This is a genomic window from Paramesorhizobium endophyticum (assembly GCF_014640615.1).
Taxonomy (GTDB): domain Bacteria; phylum Pseudomonadota; class Alphaproteobacteria; order Rhizobiales; family Rhizobiaceae; genus Paramesorhizobium; species Paramesorhizobium endophyticum.
Genome location: NZ_BMHH01000012.1, coordinates 1 through 20,487 on the forward strand (window position 1 = coordinate 1; position 20,487 = coordinate 20,487).

The window sequence follows — 20,487 nt, forward strand, 5'->3', positions numbered from 1 at the left end:
CTAACACAAATCCAATTCCGCAGATTTGCCAACCCCTTTTTCGGGTCGTCACGGAATCGGGGTATATCATAATGATTAGCAAGCGAAGCATATCCGCAATGGGAGTCGCCGCGCTGGCGCTCGCTGCATCCGGACCCGCACAGGCCGAGACGAAGACGCTTTATGTCGGCATGAATGGCGGCAATTTCGAGCGCACCTATCTCCAGTCTGTCTTTCCGGATTTCGAGAAGGCCAATGACGTGAAGATTGTCGTCGTGCCCGGCACGTCCTCCGACATCCTTGCCAAGGCGACCGCGGCCAAGGACAAGCCGCAGATGCATCTCATGTTTCTCGACGATGGCGTCATGGCGCGCGCCATTGGCGCTGGCCTGTGCGAAAAGCTGAAGCCAAGCCCCGAACTGGAGCAAATCCCGGCCATCGCCCGCATGAAAGACGATATGGCGGCAGGCATCGACCTTGGCATGACCGGGCTTGCCTATAACAAGAAGATGTTCAAGGAGAATGGCTGGCTGGCGCCGACATCATGGATGGATCTGGCCGATCCAAAATTCAAGGACAAGGTCGTCTTTCAGTCCGCGGCGGCGTCCTCCTTCGGGCTCCATGCCTTCCTGATGTTCAACCGTATAGAGGGCGGCAATGACGAGAATGTCGAGCCGGGCTTCGAGAAATTCCCCGAAACCATCGGCAAGAACGTGCTCGAATATATTCCGAACTCCGCCAAGATTTCCGAAATGGTACAGACCGGCGATGCGGCGATCTTCCCGCTGACGCCGACCGCCGTCTCTACCCTGCAGGACAAGGGCATTCCGGTGGAATACGTCCAGCCCAAGGAAGGGTCGGTGCTGCTGATGGTGGCCGAATGCGTCATCGCGAACAATTCGGAACCGGAGCTGTCACAGAAGCTCGCCGCATATCTGCTTTCGGCGGATGCGCAGTCCAAGGCGCTCGCCGCCGGCAACATCGTGCCTTCGAACCCCAGAGCCAAGGCGTCCACGCCGAAATCAGAAAAGAAGCTCGAAGCCTTCCACGGCTATATGAAAACGGCGGTGACGCTCGATTACGACAAGATCAACGCCAAGCGGCCGGAATGGAACAACCGCTGGAACAAGCAGATCGAAAGATAACCGATCTTCAGTACATAACCCGGCGGGTATTTGCCGGGTTATGTTAATCTAATAATTAGCTAATTAAAATTGGATACAAATTTTGGATTGCGCTGCGAATATTGAAAGTAAATATCAGTAAAATTTATAGAATAACGATTTAATAACCATGACTTACATATTCACTTCGAAAATTATTCTCTGCTGTGCTATATCCGAATCATTGAGTTCAACATTGGCTCCTCCCTGAACTCAATACCTGAACGTGGCGCCTCCTCCCTGCCATGTTCAAAGATATGGCCCGCTGCATCCTCCTCCCGCAGCGGGCCTTTTTATTTGTCCGCGCGGCAGGGGAATAATGGGGAGGGGATGAGATGGCATAGGCACAAAAAACAACACCCGCCGCGGGAGGAGGTGCGGCGGGTGTGTTAGGATAAGGCTGGCTTGGGAGGAGGAGGCGCCAGCCTTAAATCGCGCGGGTTTGGGAGGAGGTAAACCCTTGCGAAGCTCTATGTTGTGAACACAATAGAGCGGTTAACGCGAAATGAGAATGCACAATAGTGCATGGCAGCAATGTATCTAGTGCATTGCAGCATCCTCAAATCAGCGAACTGTCCTTCGGTTCCAAGTCCGGAATGATGCTCTGGATATGGTTGATCTGTTCAACGCACCGCTCCTTTGGCAGGCGGCATGCAATCGCCCATGCGTAGATGACCAGAGAGAAGACCGTGATCCCCACGATATCCCATCCGAAGGGAATATCGCCCTTTCCGCCGAACGTGCCGAAATAGGAGAACAGGCCAATTCCCACGAGATAGGGGATGAGCCAGCTCGCTTCCCGGAAGTCGAGCGGCCCTGGGTCGAGCCAGCGTCCATGAATGACGAACAGGACAAGGCCGAGGAGCAGCACCAGGCCCAGCTGCCAGAGCGTATCCCATCCGCTCCAGTAGATGATCAGCGTCGAGACGATGAAGGCTATCGTGCCGATGAGCCTCACCGCGGGCAGGCGCAAGGGGCGGCGCTGGTCGGGGAGAAGCTGCCGCAGCGCCACCACGGCAATCGGCCCGACGATGAAGGAGAGGACGATGGAAGCGCCGTTGAGCCGCACGATCTCATCGAACGAGAAAATCATGAGAATTGCCGCGCCCAGCACGAAATTGAGGATAAGCGCGGGCAGCGGCACGTCGCGCTTCGAAAGCCCGGCGAGGAATTTCGGAAAAAATCCGTTGCGGGCGAGCGCATAGGCGAGGCGCGCATTGGAGCCTGCCGCCACCAGGCCGCCGCCGAACGGGCCGATGACCGCGCCGACATTGAGCAGTGCGACGAGCCAGAGCAGGCCGAGCGAAGTGGCAATGGCGTCGATCGGCCCGAGCCGTGCGTTGATCATCAAACCGTTCCAGCCATTGGTCAGCATGGAGCCCGGCATCGCGCCAACGAAGGCAAGTTGCAATCCGGCATAGACCAGGAAGCAGATGATGACCGACAGGATCAGCGCCAGCGGAATCATCCGTCCGGGGTTCTTGACCTCGCCGGCCATGTCGATGGCATGGCGGAAGCCGATATAGGAAAAGATGATACCGCCCGTGGAGACCGCGGCGAAAATGCCGTGCAGCCCGTAGGGTGAGAAGCCGCCCGCCTGCTGGCTGAAATTCGCCGTGTCGAAGCGCGATATCAACAGCGTGGCGATGATGACGAGGGGGATGGCGATCTTTACCCAGGTCAGGGTGGAGTTGATCCTGGCGAAAAACTGTACCCCGATGGCATTGATGACTGTAAAGAGAGCGAGGAGCGCTATGGCAAAGGCCATGGTCCGCCAGTCGGCGAGATCGCCGCTCATCCAGTTCACATGGGGCGCCAGATATTTCAGCATCGCCGCCACTTCCACCGAAACCGTGGAATTGTAGCCGATCCAGGCGCTCCAGCCCATCGCCATCGCCACCACATTGCCATGGCTGAACTGGGGAACGCGGGCGATGCCGCCCGGCACCGGCAGCATGGCGGAAATCTCCGCGAATGTGAGGGCGATCAGCAGGATCGCTATGCCACCCAAGGCCCATGCGACGATCGAGGCGGGGCCCGCCTGCTGGCTTGCAAGAAGGGGCGCGAACAGCCAGCCCGACCCCAGGACGCCGCTCACGGCGACGAATGTCAAGCCGATCAGCCCGATTTCGCGTTTCATATGGCGAGTTTTTTTCACGAGTGTTCCAGACGATTTGTTTTGTTGCCCATATATCAGTATCCGGAAGTCAAGATTCCCGAGTTGCGCTGTTTGTGCAACAAAACTTGTGGTGTATCCCCTTTTTGTGATTAAGATTTTTCCTTTCGTGAATATGAATTCCATCTCTTTTTTGACATAATTGCATTGTGACGTGTTTTATCTATCGCTTATAGGAAGTATATATTTTATATAGTTTGTACGCTTTAACTTAGACTTTATAATATTGCACGCGGACTCTTTGAAATGAACATCAGGATATCCACCTAGGGTCGACATTGATGGAATATAATCATTCTAGAAAGCGACCGTGGAAGCCCATGTTCCTGCGCAGCATTCAGCGGATTTTACTGTCCGGTTCCCTGGCCATTGCTGGGGGCGCCGCGAGCCTTGACGAGGGAAGGACATCTGCGGATGCGCCCGCCGCCGCACAGGCGCTGAGCACACGCGGCTGGCTGGAGGGCTTGACGAGCCTCGATTACAGCACCGGCGATTTCCGGCGGGGCATAGAAGACGGCACGGTTTCGACCCTTTATGTGCAATTGGAGAAAGAGCGGCAATCGTTGCAGGCCCTCCAGACCCTGGTCGAGGACAAGGAAGGGGTGAAGGCTGCGTCCGATAATCTGGCCAGGACCATGTCCGTCATTCGCGCCTTTTACGCCGATTACATCGGGCAGCCCTGGCTGGGTGACGAGAGCGCCTACCGGTCGCCCGATGGGATCGTGATCCTGGGCGCCAACCAGCCGAGGCTGGACCAAAGGCTCGCCCATGCCTTGCCGATCATCCAGCGCTACAAAGATGTTCCGGTCATTCTGTCCGGCGGCGGGCGGACCATCGCCCTGGAAGCGCAGACCATGCATGATTATCTCGCCCGGCACGGCGTTGCCGAAGACCGGCTGATCATGGAGCCGGATTCGCTCGATACGATAGGAAACGCGGTCTTCAGCGGGCTCGCCCTGATGAAAAAGGGGATACGCGGCGGCAAGATGCTGCTCGTCACCTCCGATTTTCATGCGCCCCGGGCGCTTTTCCTGTTCCGATCCGTGCTGGGGCCGGGGTTCCGCGTAGCTGTTTCCTCCACGGCCTCGCCGGGCACGGATGTCGCGGCGCGCATCGAGAGCGAGTTGCAGCAGGAGGCGCTTGCCATCCGGGATGTGCTTCATTGGCCTGCCATCGCCGGGCAGCCGCCAAGACCGGTGGAAGGCATCTGCGGGGTGTTCTATCAACTCCTGCTGCGGCATAAGCTCTATGAATCGCGCTGGGATCTCGCGCGCCGTTATAGCGGCCAGTGCAAGCTCCCGGGCTGAATCGTCACCGTGAATGAAGCAGATCGGAAACGCCGACCCAGATCATCTGAATTCCAATGCAGAGGATGATGAAGGCCGCAAGGCGCAGCAGGACTTCGGTTCCATTCTCGCCGAGAACGCGCTTGAGGACATCGGCATAGGCATAGGCCAGATAGACCGTGCCGCAGATGGCCAGCAGGCCGAGGCATGTGGCGATGTCCTGAATGGCAGCGCTGTCGAAATCATTCAAAATATTGGGCCGATCGGTGCCAAGGGCAATGGCGACGGCAATAGAGCCGGGACCGAAAGTCATCGGCATGGTGATGGGATAGAAGGCCTTGGCGAGCGCGCCCTGGTCGGTCTTGCTTCTCTCGACTTCGCTGTCCGTTGAATCGTCTCCGCTATCGAGGAGCCGCCAGCCCATGATCGAGATCACGATGCCTCCGGCGATGCGTACGGATGGGAGGCTGAGGCCGAAGAATCCCAGGATATGGGAGCCCGCGAGAATCGATACGCCCAGCAGCGCGAAACCGCTCACCGCAACCCGCCAGGCAATTTGATGGCGTACCTGGGAGGAGCATCGGGCCGTCATGTCAAGAAAGATCAGCGCCGTCCCGAGCGGGTTGACGATCGGGAACAGCGTTGCATAGGTCAGGAAGAAAGCGTGAATTGCGTCGTTCAAAGGAAATTCTCCGCACCTTTGATTTATTGTATTCAGTATAAAAATAAAACTCTTGTGTATTATTGCCGCGTGATGAGATTTGTATTTGAGTTATCGTAGAATTTATACTGTTTTGTATTAAATATTATATGAAGTGTCCGCCTTATTTTTGCCTCAACCTGGTTCGTTACATCGGATTACATTCCGTGATTATGGCGGGGAAATGGCCATCGCATCGTTTGGCTTTCCCGCAGGAGGTAAATGTGATGACCGAACCACTCCCAAAGCCCGACCCTTTCATGGCGCCCATCCTTCGCCGCATGAGGGCGGAGCCTGCGGCCAATATGGAGGACATCTCCGTTCGGGAAGCGCGCGATGGTTTCGCCAGGATGAATGCGCAGTGGAACGCGCCGCCGATCCCCGTCCGGACGGTTCAGAACCTCACTGTCCCCGGCGCTGCCGGCTCGCTTGACGCGCGCCTTTATTGCAATGTCGAAAGCCGCCCGGTGCCCATTATTGTCTATGTGCATGGCGGCGGCTGGGTGCTGGGCTCGATCGACACGCATGACGATCTTCTGCGCCGGCTGGCGATTGCGAGCGGCGCTGCCGTGCTTGGCTTCGATTATCACCTTGCGCCGGAGCATCCGTTTCCCGCTCCGCTTGACGATGTTCTTGCAGTTGTGCGTTTTGTCGCGGAAGGCGGGCTCGGAGGCGGCTTCGATACGCGGCGCATCGCGCTTGCCGGGGAGTCGGCGGGGGCCAATCTTGTGCTCGGCGCGCTGCTCGACCAGCGAAACAACGGCAATCGCGCGGTCAGCACCGCAGCGCTATATTTCGGCTGCTATGGGCTGGATTTCGGCAGCTTCAGCTATACTCATTTCGGCGATGGCTCGTTCGGCCTATCCTTGCCAATGATGCGCTGGTTCTGGGCGCAATATCTGGGCAAAGCCAGTATCGGGCCCCTCGCGGCACCGCTCCAGGCGGACCTCGATGGCCTTCCGACGCTCTATCTCTGCGCGGGCGGTCTCGATCCTCTTCTCGACGATACGCTCACCTTGAGCCGGCGGCTTGCCGAAACCGGCGTTGCCCACCGGCTCGATTTTCATCCCGGCGTCATTCATGGCTTCATTCAAATGGCCCGCGAATTGCCAGCTGCCGCTGCCGCCATCGATGCCGGCGCCGGGTTCATGATGCATGAATTGGGAAATACATAAGTCCTTTGTAAGAAAATCTTGTTGTAATACTATAAGAAATATAGAATTTTATGGAGAATTAACACGGATACTGCACGATGATTCTAGATAACTGCTTGTTAATACTCTTTTTTAAAGCGGAATATAGGCAAGGCCCCTACTTTCTGATGCCGGAAAACGAGTTCTAGCATCAGAGGCGTTGCCGTGAGTTTACGATTGTTGCTTTCGCTGATCGCCGTCCTGCCGCTTGCCATGGCTGCAGCCCAGCCGCCATCGCTGCAGAAGCCGATGGTGCTGTCGACACAAAATCCGCTGATCATGCTTGCCGCGCCGCTTCCATCCCCGCACCGCAGGCGTTGCACGGGAGCCGTGCGCATCGTCGAGGCCGAGGCGGAGCGCCCGGTCATCGTCGTCAGCGAAATCCGCTGCCGCCGCTGAAGCCTTTCAATTTCGCGCCCAAATCGTCCAGAACCGGCATGAAGGCCAGGGCCAGGAGAAGGGCAGCAAGAAACAACGTTGCCGAAAAGCCCATCTGCTTGAAGCCCAAAGCGCCCATCACGCCGCCCGCGAAAAAGAGGAAGACCAGCGAAACCAGCAGCCAGAGCTTGTCATGGTCCGCCTTAACCGGCGGCTTCGAGGTGCTCGCCGACCGGTTCCAGTAAACAAGCTTGCCAAGCTCGATGCCCATGTCCGTCACGAGGCCGGTGACATGGGTGGTGCGGATTCTCGTCGCCGAGAGCTTGGTGATGATGGCGTTCTGCAAGCCCATGATGAAGCAGAGGAGCATCACGGTCATGGGGACGAACAATCCCTGGTAGCGGGCGAGGTGCCTGCCCAGGAGGCCGAAGCAGATCAACAGGCCGGCTTCGAGGACGAGCGGGAAGGCGTATTGGCTTTCCAGGTCGTGCCGGCGGCCCCAGTTGATGAGAATCGCCGAGATGGCCGCGCCGGCGACGAAGGAGAAAAGCGCCCCCAGCCCCGCCAGGAACACCGTCATGTCGCCCAGCGCCAGATGATCCGCCATCGTGGAGACGATGCCGGACATGTGGGAAGTATATTGCTGGACAGCCAGAAACCCGCCTGCATTGGCAGCGCCGGCGATGAAGATTAGATAGCGGGCGAGATGCTGGTCAGCCGCATCCGTCCGCTCCCTGCCTGTCAGCTTGCGCAGATAGACGAACACGGGCGGACCTTTCCGATAAATGCATAAAGGCCGGTCGCCCGGCCCTTTCAAGCTTATACGAAGCCCTTGGTGAGTTCCAGCGCCTGCCGCTCGAAAAGCCGCCGGTAGACGCCGTCCTTGCGCCGGATGAGCGCGGCATGGTTGCCCTCCTCGATCACCTTGCCGCGGTCGAAGACCAGCAGCCGGTCGAGCGAGCGCACGGTGGAAAGCCGGTGGGCGATGACAAGCGTCGTGCGGCCCACCATCAGCCGTTCCATCGCTTCCTGGATGAGCACCTCCGATTCCGAATCGAGGCTCGATGTCGCCTCGTCGAAGATCAGGATCGGCGCGTCGGCCAGGAAGGCGCGGGCAATGGCGATGCGCTGGCGCTCGCCGCCGGAAAGCTTGACGCCGCGCTCGCCGACCAGCGTCGCATAGCCCTTGGGCAGGCCCATGATGAAATCATGCGCGCTGGCAAGCCTCGCCGCCCGCTCGATTTCCCGCATGGACGCGCCCGGCTTCGCATAGGCAATGTTCTCCGCCAGCGAGCGGTGGAACAGGATCGGTTCCTGCTGCACGATAGCGATTTGCGCGCGCAGCGAAGCCTGCTGCACCTGCGACACATCCTGCCCGTCGATGAGGATCCGGCCCTCCATGACGTCGTGGAGCCTCTGGATCAGCTTGACGAAGGTCGTCTTGCCCGAGCCGGAATGGCCGACAAGGCCGACGCGCTGGCCTGCCGGGATCGACAGCGAGAAGTTCCGGTAGAGCGGCTCGGAATGGCCGCCATAAAGGAAGGTGACGTTCTCGAAATCGATGCGCCCTTCCTCGATGGCGATCGGGAGCGCTCCCGGGCGGTCCGCGATGCCAAGGGGCTCCGCATGAATATCGACGAGCTCTTCCATTTCGTTGACAGACCGCTGCAGGTTGCGCACATGCATTCCTATATCGCGCAGATAGCCCTGCAGGATAAAGAAGGCGGTCAGCACGAAAGTGATGTCGCCCGCACTCGCCCGGCCTCCCGCCCATAGAATGATGGCAAAGCCGATGACCGCGGCGCGCAGCATAAGCAAGACGAGGCCCTGCGAGGTGCCGTTATAGGTGCCGCGCATCCAGCCGCGCCGCGTACGGTCGCGCCATTTCTTCATCACCCTGGCGAGGCGCGCATCCTCCCGTTTTTCCGCGCCGAAGGCCTTGACGACCGCATTGCACGAAACGGCATCGGCCAGCGCGCCGCCGAGCCGGGTATCCCATGCATTGGCCAGGCTTGCGGCGGGGGCGACGTAGCCCAATGACAGCGCGACGGTGAGGCCGATATAGAGGATCGAGCCCAGGGCGATGATGAGACCCATCATCGGCCAATACCAGCCGAGCAGCAATGTGGTGCCGGCCAGCATGACGGCCGAAGGCAGAAGCGCCACCAGCAGGGTGTCGTTCAAGAGGTCGAGCGCCCATATGCCGCGCGTGATCTTGCGCACGGTTGAGCCGGCAAAGCTGTTGGCATGCCAGTCGCTCGAGAAGCGCTGCACGCGATGGAACGCATCGGCTGCGATCTCCGACATCATCTTCAGCGTCAGGTCGATGATGCCGATGAAGGCGAAATGGCGCATGAGCGTGGCGCCCGCCGAAAGCCCGAGCAGCACCAGGAAGGCAGTGATCGCCGCGTTCCACGCGGTTTCGTCTGTGGCCGCGCCGCGCGCCACGGCGTCAACCAGGCGCCCGGAATAAAGCGGCGTCAGGACATCCGCGACGGTGGCTACAAGCACGGTGCCGATGATGAGGGCGAGCCGTCCCGGCTGGCGCTGCCAATGAACGCGCAGGAATCGAAATACGCTGCGGAAGGCGTTGCCCGTAAGGGCATTGCGAAGAGAAGCCATGATACTTGCCGGATGCAGCCGCACCCGGTCCCAAAAATCAGAAAATCAGGGAGATAACGCCGCGAAGGGGGAACCGTTCTCGACGGCGCGCAACAATACCGGGCTCGCCTCGTCTGGAGGCGCCCGGGCGGCAGCCGTCTTGACGCTTTTGCGCGGCGAGCGGTCGGATTTGACCTAGCCGCGCGTATGCCTCAAGCCGCTGCCTCGCTGAGAAGAACCGAATGCTGGCATTCGTAGCCTCCTTGAGGACAGGGAATAGGGAATAAACTCGATAAATAAAGAGAATGCTTTTGCCAAGCCCCCTTAAGACTCGTTCATCCGGCGGCGTGGCCGAAGGGCAACATATGCCGGAATACTATATTCAGAGTATTCACTTGTTGATTGAAACGCTCCAAAAACGCCGAACGCGGCGAAGCGCAAGGCTCCGCCGCGTTCGAATAAAGAAACTGAATGATCAGCTCTTTTTCTTCAGGGCGTGGTTTCCGGGCGCTTCGATCAGAATCTTGTCGCCATCCTTGGAGATGATCGCCCGTTTCATCTTGATGGTCGTGTTTCCCTGGGTAATCACGACGTGCCCAGCCGCATGCGTCTTCTGGTCTTTAACTTTGATGGTGTCGGCCTGCACCTGAAAATCGCTGACGGTTTCGGTGGCGGCAAATGCCACGCCGTTCAGGGCGAACAAAGAGACCGTTGCGGCGATAAGTAGCTTATTCATAGGTCGTACCTCCTTATGGTAGAACAAGGACAGGATATGACCCGTTTGTGTTCGTCTTTGGCAGGCGAAGTAAATTTCACGTGACCGTAAAATAATACAATTCGTTCACGCATTTCCCCGAAGAAAGAACGAGAAATCTTCTTCGGCGCCGCTCTCGAATCCGGACGGTTCGGATTGCTCGGCCAAACGCCTCTGCTCATCCAGGGCGCATTGCAGCATGTCCCGGTTGATGATGTTCTTGGCTACGAGATAGCTGCCTATCAGCCCGTCTCTCTCGGGCGAGTATTTCAGCATCGCCTTGTCGAATGCCTGCCTGGAGATGAACCCCTGCTCGACGATGAGGTCGCCCAGAAGGGGCGTATCGGTGCCCAGAAGCGATTGCTGCCGCCTCACATTTGCATTGGTAAGAAGGCGCAGGCCCGCCATGATGTCCCGGTCGCGTGCGATGAATTGGCGGGGCATGTACCCCAGCGCATCGCGAATCTGCTCCTGCGCGGTTTCGGATAGGGGGATGGCTGTTGCAAGGCGCAATTTGCCTTCTCCATCCGGCAGCGCCAGGATACGCCAGCGCACGCTGAGCTCGGTCGGGAAGAGGGCCTTCGCCGCAAGCACGTCGGCTTCGGTCACGGAGGTGAGATCGAGATCGGACTGGAAGGCGATCGCCTCGGCCAGCACCTCTTCGGCCAGCCACCCTTCCTGCACGAGGATGCGTCCGAAAGGAATGTGCCTCGCGCTTTGCTTTTCGAGGGCGGCCTGAAGATGCTCCTCATCGATCGCGCGCCAGGACAGGAGAAGTTCGCCGAGCTTGACGCGCTCGATAGGCACCCTGCTCGCGTAGGACGAGTCGGTGAGTACCCCGTCCCAGACGAGTGGGGTCCCCAAGCAGAGATGCGACAGATATTGCCTCCAGGCCCGCGCCAAAGCCATGGCTCTCACGAAGTGGCCGATGACGGCGCGCGGCGCCGATAATAGCCCGTGCTGCCAGCCGAATGTGCTGCCGGTGAAATAGGCGCGCTGGATGATGCGTAAGGCGAACAGAAGCGCATTCAGCAGCAGGAGAAGTTCGATCCATCTTTTCGAGATCAGGAGCGGCAGCTCATTGTCGGTCAGCATTCCGCTCGCTTCGCCCAAATCGAACAGCGCATATTGCGCGCCGACGAAATAGGCGAGGATCGCCAGGAAAACCGTCACCGCGATCTTGCGGTCGCGCAAGAGAAAATAACGCTCAGTGAGAGAGCCATGCCAGCCGTAAGTGGCCCAGCTCTGGAAGCAAATGCCGAGCGCCCATTGTGCCTTGTGCCGGTACGAGGCGCGAAAACTGTTCGGAAAATATTTCCGCACGCGAAGCGGCATGGTTGCGGTCGCCGTCTTCTCCTTGCCGTAGCCGAACCAGGTGGAGCGCCGCATACGGTATTGAACAGGAAGCCGCGCGAGGACAGGCCGCATACCGTGATCGGCGAGGCGCAGGCCGATGTCATAATCCGCCGTCAGCGTCTCTGTGTTGAACGGCCGGTTGCCTGTCTCCTTCGAAAGTGTCGTGAGCGCACGGCGCGAAAAGCAGGTGCCGGTTCCCGGAAGAGGCACCGTCCTGGTAAGCCCCTCGCGCACAAGCAGGTCTTTGCCCTGCCATTCCGCGAACTCGTCCATGTAGACGCCGGCCACCAGCTCGTGCCAATCACGCGCCAATGAGGCGACCGGAAGCTGTATGACGTCCTTGCGCGGCAAAAGATAATTGAAGAGCTGCAATTCCAGCGGATGCAGAATATCCTGGCAGTCGTGAAGCACGACGCCGGCAAAGTGCATTCCATGCCGGGTTTCGTAATCGAAAATGGCCTGGACTATCCAGTTGAGGCAGTCTGCCTTGCAGGTCGGGCCGTCATGGGGCACCTCTATGCGCGTGATCCGCTCGTAGCGCTCCGCCAGGCGCTCGACTTCCTCGGTGGTCGAGGCATCGTTGCGATAGGTGCCGACAAAAATCCTGTAGCTCTGGTAATCGAGCGCCTTCAGCATGTTTTCCAGCATGGGCGCGGTCACGTCATATTCGAGCCAGGCCGGAACCATGATGGCGATGGGCTGCTCCGGCCGGTCCCGCAATTGTTCAGGCTTCAGCGGCTTATAACGGCGCTTGGCGGCGAGCCTCGCCCTTATCGTCCGCATCCAGAAACAGGCATCGACGAAAAGATCGTCTATGCCCGACACGAGGAGAAGGCTCGCGACGATGACCGTGGCAAACCCCAGCCAGCGGTAATAATCCGCTAGAAAATGCGATAAATCAGGGGCCATCAGATCGCGGGCCTGCCCAGAACCGCCGTGCCGGTGCTTTTATGGAATGCCTTCAGGCTGCTGGCCTCGCTCCCGGATGGGCGCGAAGCTCGGCTCTTTGTTTGGTCAATCGACGGAACTTGCAAGATACTCAACTCTCTTCTGCTATCGACAGATAACTGGCGCATCGCGAGAGATGCGGACGCAATTCGCCTGCGGGGGCGCCTAAAGACAAATTAAATTTTGGAAAGAATTAGGCCGAAGGCAGGGTTTTTTGGCCTTATTGTGTACTATAATGATACGCGGCCCGAAAATTCACTCAATTGTGTTCGCGTGGAGCATTTCTATTCGATTTTTAATCATATTAATTCTTCTCCCCCGTAGAGGAGGCGTCACGGGCAATATGCGCCCGTGACGGAAAAATCATGCCTCCGTGGAGGGCGGAGGGGTGATCCGTGTGGTCAGGAGCTTGTCGATCCGGCGTCCGTCCATGTCGACGATCTCGAAGCGCCACCCACCATATTCGAAATAATCACCCGCCTCGGGCAGGCGTCCGAGCTGGAACAGCGCGAACCCTGCCAGCGTGTGATAGTCGCCATCCTCGGGCGGAACCATGCCCAGCCGCTGGAATGCGTCATAGGCGGGCATCATGCCGTCAATTAGCAGCGAGCCGTCCTCACGCTCGACGACGTCAGGCTCTTCGCCTTCCACATCCGGCAAGTCGCCGGCGATGGCTTCGAGAAGGTCGGTCTGGGTGACGATGCCTTCGAGGCTGCCATATTCGTCGATGACGATGGCAAGGCGCACCGGTGCGCTCTTGAACTGCTCGAGCACCCGGAAGACGGACATCGACTCATGCACGATCACGGGCTCGCGCATCACGGCCATGGGGTCCAGCGGCTTGCCGTCCAGCACCAGGTCGAGCAGGTCCTTCTTGAGGATCATACCCAGCGGCTCGTTGATGTCGCCGCGGCCCACCAGCAACTGCTCATGATGGCATTCGCGGATGGCGCGCAGGATTTCCTCCTGGCTGTCGTCGGCATCGACCCAATCCACCTCCATGCGCGGGGTCATGATGTCGCTGATCCGGCGGTCGCCAATGTTGAAGACGCGCTCGACCACTTCCTTCTGCGCCTGGTGCAGCAGCCCTGCCTCCTGGCTGGCGGCGACCAGAAGCTTCAATTCCTCCGGGGAATGAAGCGAGCCCTCGCCGGTGCCCGGTTGCAGGCCGCACAGCCGCAGCACGAGATTGCCGAGACCGTTCAAGGCAATGATTGCGGGACGCAGCAGGAAAAGGAACCATTGCAGCGGCCGGGCTATCCAGAGCGCCGTTTCCTCACTGCGTTGCAGGGCGAGACTTTTCGGGGCGAGCTCACCCAGCACGATATGCAGCGCCGTGATGATGATGAATGAAATCGCCACGGCGATAGCGTGGGAGCTTGCCACAGCGAGCGTGTCGGGCAGGATGAGGCGCGTCAGCGGCTCGATCAGATGCGCAAGTGCCGGTTCGCCGACCCAGCCCAGCGCCAGGGACGAGATGGTGATGCCGAGCTGTGTCGCGGCAAGATTGGCGTCGAGACGATCGACGGCGCGTTGCAGGACGGCTGCGTTCATCCGCTTGGCCGCGACGAGCTCCGCCACGCGGCTGCGGCGCACGGCGACCAGTGAAAACTCGGCTGCGACGAAGAATCCATTTGCAGCCACAAGGAAAAGGACAGCTATTATTCCAAGAATATCAGGCAGACTACTGCCATCGCCGCTAGGCATGTTTTCCTCATATGTTCATTGGCCAAAGGCCGCATCGGTCAGGTGCCGGGCTATCACGGGAGTGCTGATAGCCCAGCATAAAGTAGACGCTATGCCGCCGCGCGTACAGAGGTGTAGGGCGAAAAGGCCTTCGGAAGGTTTATCTTGCACGAAAATATGCCCGGCATCCGCTCGGATAATGCCTGGTCAACCGCGCGGCGCTGTCTCCCACGGTTGCAATCATCCGCAGCAGCCAGCGCGGCGCGCTTTTCTCGGCGACGGCTATGCCCTGCGTTTCGAGCAATCGGGGGACGAAAGCCAATTATAGTTCGTCTCGCTCTCATATGTTTTGTATTTCTACTCAAAACTACCAATAAATTGGGATAATATAGCCATATATAGGCAACATTATATTATCTGATTGCTAAAATATTCTCACATTTTTACAGTAATACAGAAAAATAACCTTGAATTATTTTAAGAATCACCCTTTAAGTTACAGCAGTCGACGGGTCGCTCCTCCCACTCTTCACGTCGACTGTTCCCCTCTGGAGGTCATAACCTTCAGCATTGGCCGGGCTGAAAAGTCCGGCCTTTTTTATTGGCGAAAATTAAGGAAGGGGCGGCCGCATGGCGACAGCCGATCATGGGCTGACGCCGGTTGAGTTTACGGCTCGCTGCGGACGCGCTGGATGAAATGCCAGAGGCTGACTCCTGCCGAAAGGAGCATGGCGCCTATAAACGAATATTGGCCGGTGGTGATGGCGGCGATGCCCGAGGCGACGGTGCCGATCAGGCCCAGGGTTTCCGGTTTTGCCACAATCGAGCCGATGGAGGCGCTGCTCTGCCATGCCTTGCCGGGCGCCGGCTCTCCCGGGACAATGGCGGGTCCTCCACTGTTGCCGGTGGCAAGCGCCAGGGCGCGCGTCCTGACGCGTCCGACCCGGTTCGTCCAGCCATTGCCGAAGACGCTGAAGGTGGATAGCGTTTGCAGCCAGGCCAGCCGCCGGTCGCAGAGCGTGTTGATGAGATAATCCACGCTTTGGTTGTTGACGGCCTGAATCGTATGAATGCCGATAAGCCCGTCCGCATCGGCCCCGACGATTTCCTGCAGGGTCATCGACGCCCGCGGCACCCCGGAATTGACCGCGAAGTCGAACATCGCGTAATCGAGACCCGCAGGCAGGCTGTCGCCGCTGATCCTGTTCCAGTATTCGGCCTTATAGATCTGCTGTGCTTCCTGCCGGTTCAGATCCTCTACGTCTTCGAGCGTGGCAGGGTGCCCTTCCCACGCCGAAAGCGTCGCCTGGGTAATGCCCATATTGGTGGCGCCGCCGGGATCAGCAGGGTTGTTGGCGAATCCGCCTTCCTCGGCAAAAATATACTGGATGCATTTGGGAAAGATACCTTGAGCCATCCCGGTTCCTTTCAACTCTCAACCCATGCGGCATGAAGCTTAGGTCGATAAAGTTGAAAACTTCCATAATCGATGCCGAGACTTTTATTATTCAATAATAATAGCGCGGCGTCGTTAGTCTTGGATTTACCTTTGGTGTTGTAGATTTAATCCCATTCCAGATGGGAAAGCGCGGGTATTCTTGCGATGTCAGGTAGATTAAGGATTGGAGGGGTGCGGTAGACGGTAGCCGGGACGTGTCCGACAAGAACGGTGCGGTAGGAGCGTTTGCGCTGCCTGATCCGCGTAGATCGCGAACGGATCAATTGAAGTTTTGATTGCCGTAATTTCCCGTAAAACCGATTGGAAAGCCACCCCCGCTTTCTCTTTGATTTCTTCAGGTCTGCCATATGCTATCCCCCTCTTCTTGCGTATCTGCGCAATGATTATTAGCTAGCGACTGAAAGCAATCTAGGTAACTCTATCGGTTAGAGCTTTCTGATGCAACTCTGTTTACTTAAACTTTTAATGGTCAAGTAATTTGTTTACTTTACTTTATATATAGTTAACGACGGTGCTGTGTTGGCCGTATACGGAACCAGCGAAATCCAGGCGCGTTACGGAATATGGACGCAAATGCCGGGCGGAGAACCAAGATGCAGCCGATGCCGAGGGCGAACTGGAAGGGGTATCTCAAGGTCGGGGAACTGGTGTGTCCCGTCGCGCTCTATACGGCTGCCTCGAAATCGGAACGCATCAGCCTGCATATGCTGAACCGCGAAACGCACCACCGGCTGAGACGGCAATTCGTCGACAGCCAGACCGGCAAGCCTGTGGAGCGGGAAGAGCAGGCCAAGGGCTACGAGGTCGCCAAGGACGAATACCTCATGCTGGAACCGGAGGAAATCGCCTCCGCCGTGCCGGAAAGCGACAAGACGCTCGCCATTTCCAATTTCATTCCCTGCAAGGAAATCGACGATCTCTATTTCGACAAGCCGTATTATCTCGCCCCTTCCGACAACCGGGCCGCAGAAGCCTTCGTGCTGATCCGTGAGGGAATGCGGGAGCAGAATGTCGCGGCGCTGGCCGAGGCCGTTCTCTTTCGCCGGGTCCGCTCGCTGTTGATCCGGGCGGAAGGCGACGGGCTGATCGCCACGACGCTCAATTTCGACTACGAGGTGCGCTCGGCCAAGGATGCCTTCGATGAAGTGCCTGACATGAAAATCAAGGGCGAGATGCTCGACCTCGCCAAGCACATCATCAAGACCAAGATGGGCAAGTTCAATCCAGCCGAATATGAGGACCGCTACGAGGCGGCGCTTTCCGAGCTGGTGAAGGCCAAGATGGAGGGCAGGCCGGTCGAGGTGGAAAAGGCGCGGCCGGCCGCGAAGGTGGTCGATCTGATGCAGGCCTTGCGCGAAAGTGCCGGCGTGGACGAGAAGAAAAAAGCAGCTCCCGCCGCGAAAAAGCGTACGCGACGCGCCAAGCCGGAAAAGCAGGCGGCTGCGGCCAAGCGCAAGGCGGGATAATCCATGGCCGGTCTTGCAACCTATCGGGCGAAGCGCAATTTCGGCCTGACGCCGGAGCCCAAAGGGCAGCACGCGGAGGCGACGGGCAACGCCTATGTCATCCAGAAGCATGACGCGCGCCGTCTGCATTACGATCTGCGGCTGGAATTGGATGGTGTCCTCAAAAGCTGGGCGGTGACGCGAGGGCCCAGCCTTGTGCCCGGCGAGAAGCGGCTGGCGGTCGAGGTGGAAGACCATCCGCTCGAGTATGGCGATTTCGAAGGCACCATTCCCAAGGGCGAATATGGCGGTGGAACGGTCATCGTCTGGGATCGCGGCACCTGGACGCCGATTGGCGACCCGGAGAGGGGCCTTGCCAAGGGGCATCTCGAATTCGAACTCCAAGGCGAAAAGCTGCATGGACGGTGGCATCTGATCCGCATGGCGCATCGGCGTGGCGAGAAACGCACCAACTGGCTGCTTATCAAGGGCGAGGACGAGGCGGCGCGGCCTGAAAGCGCGCCGGATATTCTGGAAGAGCGTCCGGAATCGGTGAAGACGGGCCGCGTCGTTGAAGAAGTAGAGGGGGAGGCTCCGGGCTGGTCCTCGAAAACGGGTAAGATCGAGCGCAAGGAGCCGGAAGAGACGCTTCCCGATCCAGCGAAGATCAAGGGCGCGACGAAAGCGCCGCTACCGAAATTCATCGAGCCGGCGCTTGCCACGCTGGTCCCGAAGCCGCCTTTGGGCGAAGGGTGGATCCACGAGATCAAATTCGACGGCTACCGGCTGCAGGCCCGCATCGAAGCGGGGCGGGTCAAGCTCATCACGCGCGGCGGTCTCGACTGGACGAAGAAATTCGGCAAGGAAGTCATCGAGGCGCTTGGCGATTTGCCGGTAGGCACGGCGCTGATCGATGGCGAGCTCGTCGTGGAGACGAACACGGGCGCTTCCGATTTCTCCGCGCTGCAAGCCGATTTGAGCGAGGGGCGCACCGACCGTTTCGTCTTTTATGTGTTCGATCTCCTCTATCTCGACGGCTATGATCTACGGCCGCTGCCGCTCATCGAACGCAAAAAAATGTTGGAGCCGTTGCCCGGGCCATCCGGCAAGGTGCGCTACAGTTCGCATTTTACGGAAGCAGGTGATGTGGTGCTGAAGTCCGCGTGCCAGCTGGGGCTGGAGGGCATAGTCTCCAAACGGCGGGATGCGCCCTATCGCTCAGGGCGTGGCCGGGACTGGACCAAGGCCAAATGCATCCATCGGCAGGAATTCGTTATCGGCGGGTATGTGCCGTCCACCACCTCGCGCAAGGCTATCGGCTCGCTGGTGATGGGCTATTATGAGGACGGCAAGCTCATCCATGTCGGGCGGGTGGGCACTGGCTTCACCGCCTCGGTTGCCGAGGATCTCCATCGCCGGCTGGAGCGGATACGCATTCCCTCGAGCCCCTTTGCCGAGAAGCTGACGGCGGAAGAGGCAAGGGGCGTTCGTTATGTCAAGCCGGTTGATGTCGCGGAGGTGGAATTCCGCAGCTGGACGGGCGCCGGCAATATTCGCCACGCCTCTTTCCGCGGCTTGCGCGAAGACAAACCAGCGGAGAGCGTTGTGCGCGAAACATTTGGAACCATGCCCCGGCCGGCAGCTGAATTGCGCTCAGGGGTGAAAGAAGCGAAGGTCAGACTTACCCATCCAGACCGTATTTATTGGCCGGGCGAAGGTGTCACCAAGCAGGGCCTTGCCGATTATTACGCGCAGGTGTGGCCGCATATGGAGCCTTTCGTCGTCCAGCGCCCGCTTGCGCTCTTGCGCTGCCCGGAGGGGATCGATGGCCATTCCTTCTTCCAGAAACACGCATGGAAGGGTCTCGATCCGAACATTGTGCTGGTGAAGGATCCGAAGGACAAAGCGGGCGAGGCGCTCATCAGCATCGACGATCTCGACGGGCTGATCGGCCTTGTGCAGGGCGCGGCGCTGGAAATCCACCCCTGGGGCTCCACGGTCGAGGATTGGGAGCATGCGGACATGATCGTGATGGATCTCGATCCGGGCGAGGGGGTGCCGTGGAAAGCGGTGATCGACGCTGCCGCGGAAGTGCGGGACCGGCTCATTCAGGCAGGGCTTACCCCTTTCCTCAAGACCTCGGGCGGCAAGGGGCTGCATGTGGTGGCGCCGCTCACGCCGAAGGCCAACTGGACGGCGGTGAAGGCTTTTACCAAGGCGCTCGCCGATTCCATGGCTGCGGATAGCCCCGAGCGCTACGTCTCGACGATCACGAAATCCAAGCGGCGCGGTAAAATATTGGTCGACTACTTACGCAACCAGCGCGGCTCCACCGCCGTTGCTCCCTATTCCACCCGTGCCCGCCCCGGCGCGGCAGTCTCCGCCCCGCTCAGCTGGGATGAACTCAGCCCCGATATCGGCCCCGCCTATTTCACCGTCCTCAATATGCCAACCCGGCTCGCGGGCCTCAGCGAGGACCCGTGGGAGGGTTTCCGGGATGCGGCGGTGCCGCTGGAGGTGAAGAAGAAGCGGGGGAAGGGCGGTTAAGCTCTTACCGCTTCCCCTTCGCTTCCTTCGAAACGCTTTTCCGCAGCGCATCCATGATATTGATGACATTGTCCGGCCGTTGCGGTTCCGGCTCTTCCTTCGCCTTGGCGGGCTTTTTCCGGCCCTTTTTCTTGGCCGAGATGATGTCGAGGAGGCGGTCTTGCACGGGGTCCTTGACGAGCGAAGGGTTCCACGACCGTGCGCGCTCTTCGATCAGTTGCTTGACGAGTGGCATCAATTCCTTGTCGGCGGGGACGTCTCCGGCCTTCTGGAAATAGACTTCCGGTTCGCGCACCTCGTCGCCATAGCGCAGCGTCCAGAGGATAATTCCGCGCCCTCGCGGCTCCAGCATCACCGCGCGCTCGCGGCGGTAAAGGACGAGGCGGGAAATGCCGACCGTGCCGGTTGTCGCCATGGCATCGCGGATGACGGAAAAGGCTTCTTCGCCGACCGGATCGTCCGGCGTAAGGAAATGCGGCGTGTCGTACCAGACCCAGTCGATGCTGTCGCGCGGGACGAACATGTCGATATCGATGGTCCGGGTACTTTCGAGCGCCACCGATTCAAGCTCGTCGTCCTCCAAGATGACATAGTCGTCCTCGCCGGTCTGGTAGGCCTTGACCTCATTGTCCTCCTCGACCGGCTTCTCAGTGACCGCATCGACATATTGGCTGACGACGCGGTTGCCGGTCTTGCGATTCAGCGTATGGAAGCGGACTTTCTCGTTTTCAGACGTAGCGGGGCTCATCGCGACCGGGCAGGTCACCAGCGACAGTTTCAGATAGCCTTTCCAGTAGGTGCGGCGAGCCATGGGAA

At 59.0% G+C, this 20,487-nt stretch carries 14 protein-coding genes and 1 pseudogene; 6 read left to right on the forward strand and 9 right to left on the reverse strand.

Going from position 1 to position 20,487, the window contains the following annotated elements; all coding sequences use genetic code 11:
• Positions 1-98: 98 nt before the first annotated feature.
• Complete coding sequence (locus IEX53_RS14525; RefSeq protein WP_373288661.1) at positions 99-1,124, forward strand: ABC transporter substrate-binding protein; 1,026 nt, start codon at positions 99-101, stop codon at positions 1,122-1,124.
• Positions 1,125-1,701: 577 nt separating this feature from the next.
• Here IEX53_RS14525 and IEX53_RS14530 read toward each other — a convergent pair.
• Entirely contained in the window at positions 1,702-3,282 is a 1,581-nt protein-coding gene (locus IEX53_RS14530; protein WP_188824908.1) for an APC family permease, read from the reverse strand.
• A 356-nt stretch (positions 3,283-3,638) separates the two neighbouring features.
• On the opposite strand from IEX53_RS14530, the gene IEX53_RS14535 reads away from it, so the two are divergent.
• Positions 3,639-4,625 carry a YdcF family protein gene (locus IEX53_RS14535; RefSeq protein ID WP_188824909.1) on the forward strand — a complete coding sequence of 329 codons (987 nt, stop codon included), beginning with the start codon at positions 3,639-3,641 and terminating at the stop codon, positions 4,623-4,625.
• A gap of 4 nt (positions 4,626-4,629) precedes the next feature.
• On the opposite strand, the gene IEX53_RS14540 is transcribed toward IEX53_RS14535, so the two are convergent.
• Positions 4,630-5,286, reverse strand: coding sequence for a MarC family protein (locus tag IEX53_RS14540; RefSeq protein WP_188824910.1), 657 nt, complete (start codon positions 5,284-5,286; stop codon positions 4,630-4,632).
• Positions 5,287-5,531: 245 nt separating this feature from the next.
• Between IEX53_RS14540 and IEX53_RS14545 the strand changes: the two genes are divergently transcribed.
• Both IEX53_RS14545 and IEX53_RS14550 read left to right on the forward strand, forming a co-directional pair.
• Positions 5,532-6,479 (forward strand): alpha/beta hydrolase, encoded by a 948-nt coding sequence (locus tag IEX53_RS14545; protein WP_188824911.1) that lies wholly within the window; start codon positions 5,532-5,534, stop codon positions 6,477-6,479.
• 183 nt (positions 6,480-6,662) lie between these two features.
• Positions 6,663-6,896 (forward strand): hypothetical protein, encoded by a 234-nt coding sequence (locus IEX53_RS14550; protein WP_188824912.1) that lies wholly within the window; start codon positions 6,663-6,665, stop codon positions 6,894-6,896.
• Between the two features lie 7 nt (positions 6,897-6,903).
• Here IEX53_RS14550 and IEX53_RS14555 read toward each other — a convergent pair.
• From IEX53_RS14555 to IEX53_RS14580, 6 genes and pseudogenes are all read right to left on the reverse strand, one after another.
• Positions 6,904-7,641, reverse strand: a pseudogene (locus tag IEX53_RS14555) (YoaK family protein); the annotation flags it as partial.
• 53 nt (positions 7,642-7,694) lie between these two features.
• A complete protein-coding gene (locus IEX53_RS14560) occupies positions 7,695-9,497 on the reverse strand; it encodes an ABC transporter ATP-binding protein (protein ID WP_188824914.1) in 1,803 nt (600 codons plus the stop codon).
• Between the two features lie 454 nt (positions 9,498-9,951).
• Positions 9,952-10,212: an LptA/OstA family protein gene (locus IEX53_RS14565; protein WP_188824915.1), complete on the reverse strand. Its 261-nt coding sequence runs from the start codon at positions 10,210-10,212 to the stop codon at positions 9,952-9,954.
• Positions 10,213-10,317: 105 nt separating this feature from the next.
• Positions 10,318-12,495 carry a glycosyl transferase family protein gene (locus IEX53_RS14570; RefSeq protein ID WP_188824916.1) on the reverse strand — a complete coding sequence of 726 codons (2,178 nt, stop codon included), beginning with the start codon at positions 12,493-12,495 and terminating at the stop codon, positions 10,318-10,320.
• A gap of 402 nt (positions 12,496-12,897) precedes the next feature.
• On the reverse strand, positions 12,898-14,241 hold the full coding sequence (locus IEX53_RS14575) for a hemolysin family protein (RefSeq protein WP_188824917.1): 1,344 nt from the start codon (positions 14,239-14,241) through the stop codon (positions 12,898-12,900).
• A gap of 646 nt (positions 14,242-14,887) precedes the next feature.
• Positions 14,888-15,637, reverse strand: coding sequence for a glycoside hydrolase family 108 protein (locus IEX53_RS14580; protein WP_188824918.1), 750 nt, complete (start codon positions 15,635-15,637; stop codon positions 14,888-14,890).
• Positions 15,638-16,272: 635 nt separating this feature from the next.
• On the opposite strand from IEX53_RS14580, the gene ku (IEX53_RS14585) reads away from it, so the two are divergent.
• Both ku (IEX53_RS14585) and ligD read left to right on the forward strand, forming a co-directional pair.
• Positions 16,273-17,145 (forward strand): non-homologous end joining protein Ku, encoded by an 873-nt coding sequence (ku, locus tag IEX53_RS14585; protein WP_236016203.1) that lies wholly within the window; start codon positions 16,273-16,275, stop codon positions 17,143-17,145.
• 3 nt (positions 17,146-17,148) lie between these two features.
• Positions 17,149-19,671 carry a DNA ligase D gene (ligD, locus tag IEX53_RS14590; protein WP_188824919.1) on the forward strand — a complete coding sequence of 841 codons (2,523 nt, stop codon included), beginning with the start codon at positions 17,149-17,151 and terminating at the stop codon, positions 19,669-19,671.
• Between the two features lie 4 nt (positions 19,672-19,675).
• On the opposite strand, the gene ku (IEX53_RS14595) is transcribed toward ligD, so the two are convergent.
• Positions 19,676-20,482, reverse strand: coding sequence for a non-homologous end joining protein Ku (ku, locus tag IEX53_RS14595; protein WP_188824920.1), 807 nt, complete (start codon positions 20,480-20,482; stop codon positions 19,676-19,678).
• Between the last annotated feature and the right edge of the window lie 5 nt (positions 20,483-20,487).

Excerpts from the sequence above, each read along its gene's own strand:
- IEX53_RS14575 (WP_188824917.1), bottom strand. The coding sequence starts at position 14,241 with ATGCCTAGCGGCGATGGCAGTAGTCTGCCTGATATTCTTGGAATAATA.
- IEX53_RS14570 (WP_188824916.1), bottom strand. The coding sequence starts at position 12,495 with ATGGCCCCTGATTTATCGCATTTTCTAGCGGATTATTACCGCTGGCTG.
- IEX53_RS14560 (WP_188824914.1), bottom strand. The coding sequence starts at position 9,497 with ATGGCTTCTCTTCGCAATGCCCTTACGGGCAACGCCTTCCGCAGCGTA.
- ligD (WP_188824919.1), top strand. The coding sequence starts at position 17,149 with ATGGCCGGTCTTGCAACCTATCGGGCGAAGCGCAATTTCGGCCTGACG.
- ku (WP_188824920.1), bottom strand. The coding sequence starts at position 20,482 with ATGGCTCGCCGCACCTACTGGAAAGGCTATCTGAAACTGTCGCTGGTG.
- IEX53_RS14525 (WP_373288661.1), top strand. The coding sequence starts at position 99 with ATGGGAGTCGCCGCGCTGGCGCTCGCTGCATCCGGACCCGCACAGGCC.
- IEX53_RS14580 (WP_188824918.1), bottom strand. The coding sequence starts at position 15,637 with ATGGCTCAAGGTATCTTTCCCAAATGCATCCAGTATATTTTTGCCGAG.
- IEX53_RS14535 (WP_188824909.1), top strand. The coding sequence starts at position 3,639 with ATGTTCCTGCGCAGCATTCAGCGGATTTTACTGTCCGGTTCCCTGGCC.
- ku (WP_236016203.1), top strand. The coding sequence starts at position 16,273 with ATGCAGCCGATGCCGAGGGCGAACTGGAAGGGGTATCTCAAGGTCGGG.
- IEX53_RS14530 (WP_188824908.1), bottom strand. The coding sequence starts at position 3,282 with ATGAAACGCGAAATCGGGCTGATCGGCTTGACATTCGTCGCCGTGAGC.
- IEX53_RS14565 (WP_188824915.1), bottom strand. The coding sequence starts at position 10,212 with ATGAATAAGCTACTTATCGCCGCAACGGTCTCTTTGTTCGCCCTGAAC.
- IEX53_RS14545 (WP_188824911.1), top strand. The coding sequence starts at position 5,532 with ATGACCGAACCACTCCCAAAGCCCGACCCTTTCATGGCGCCCATCCTT.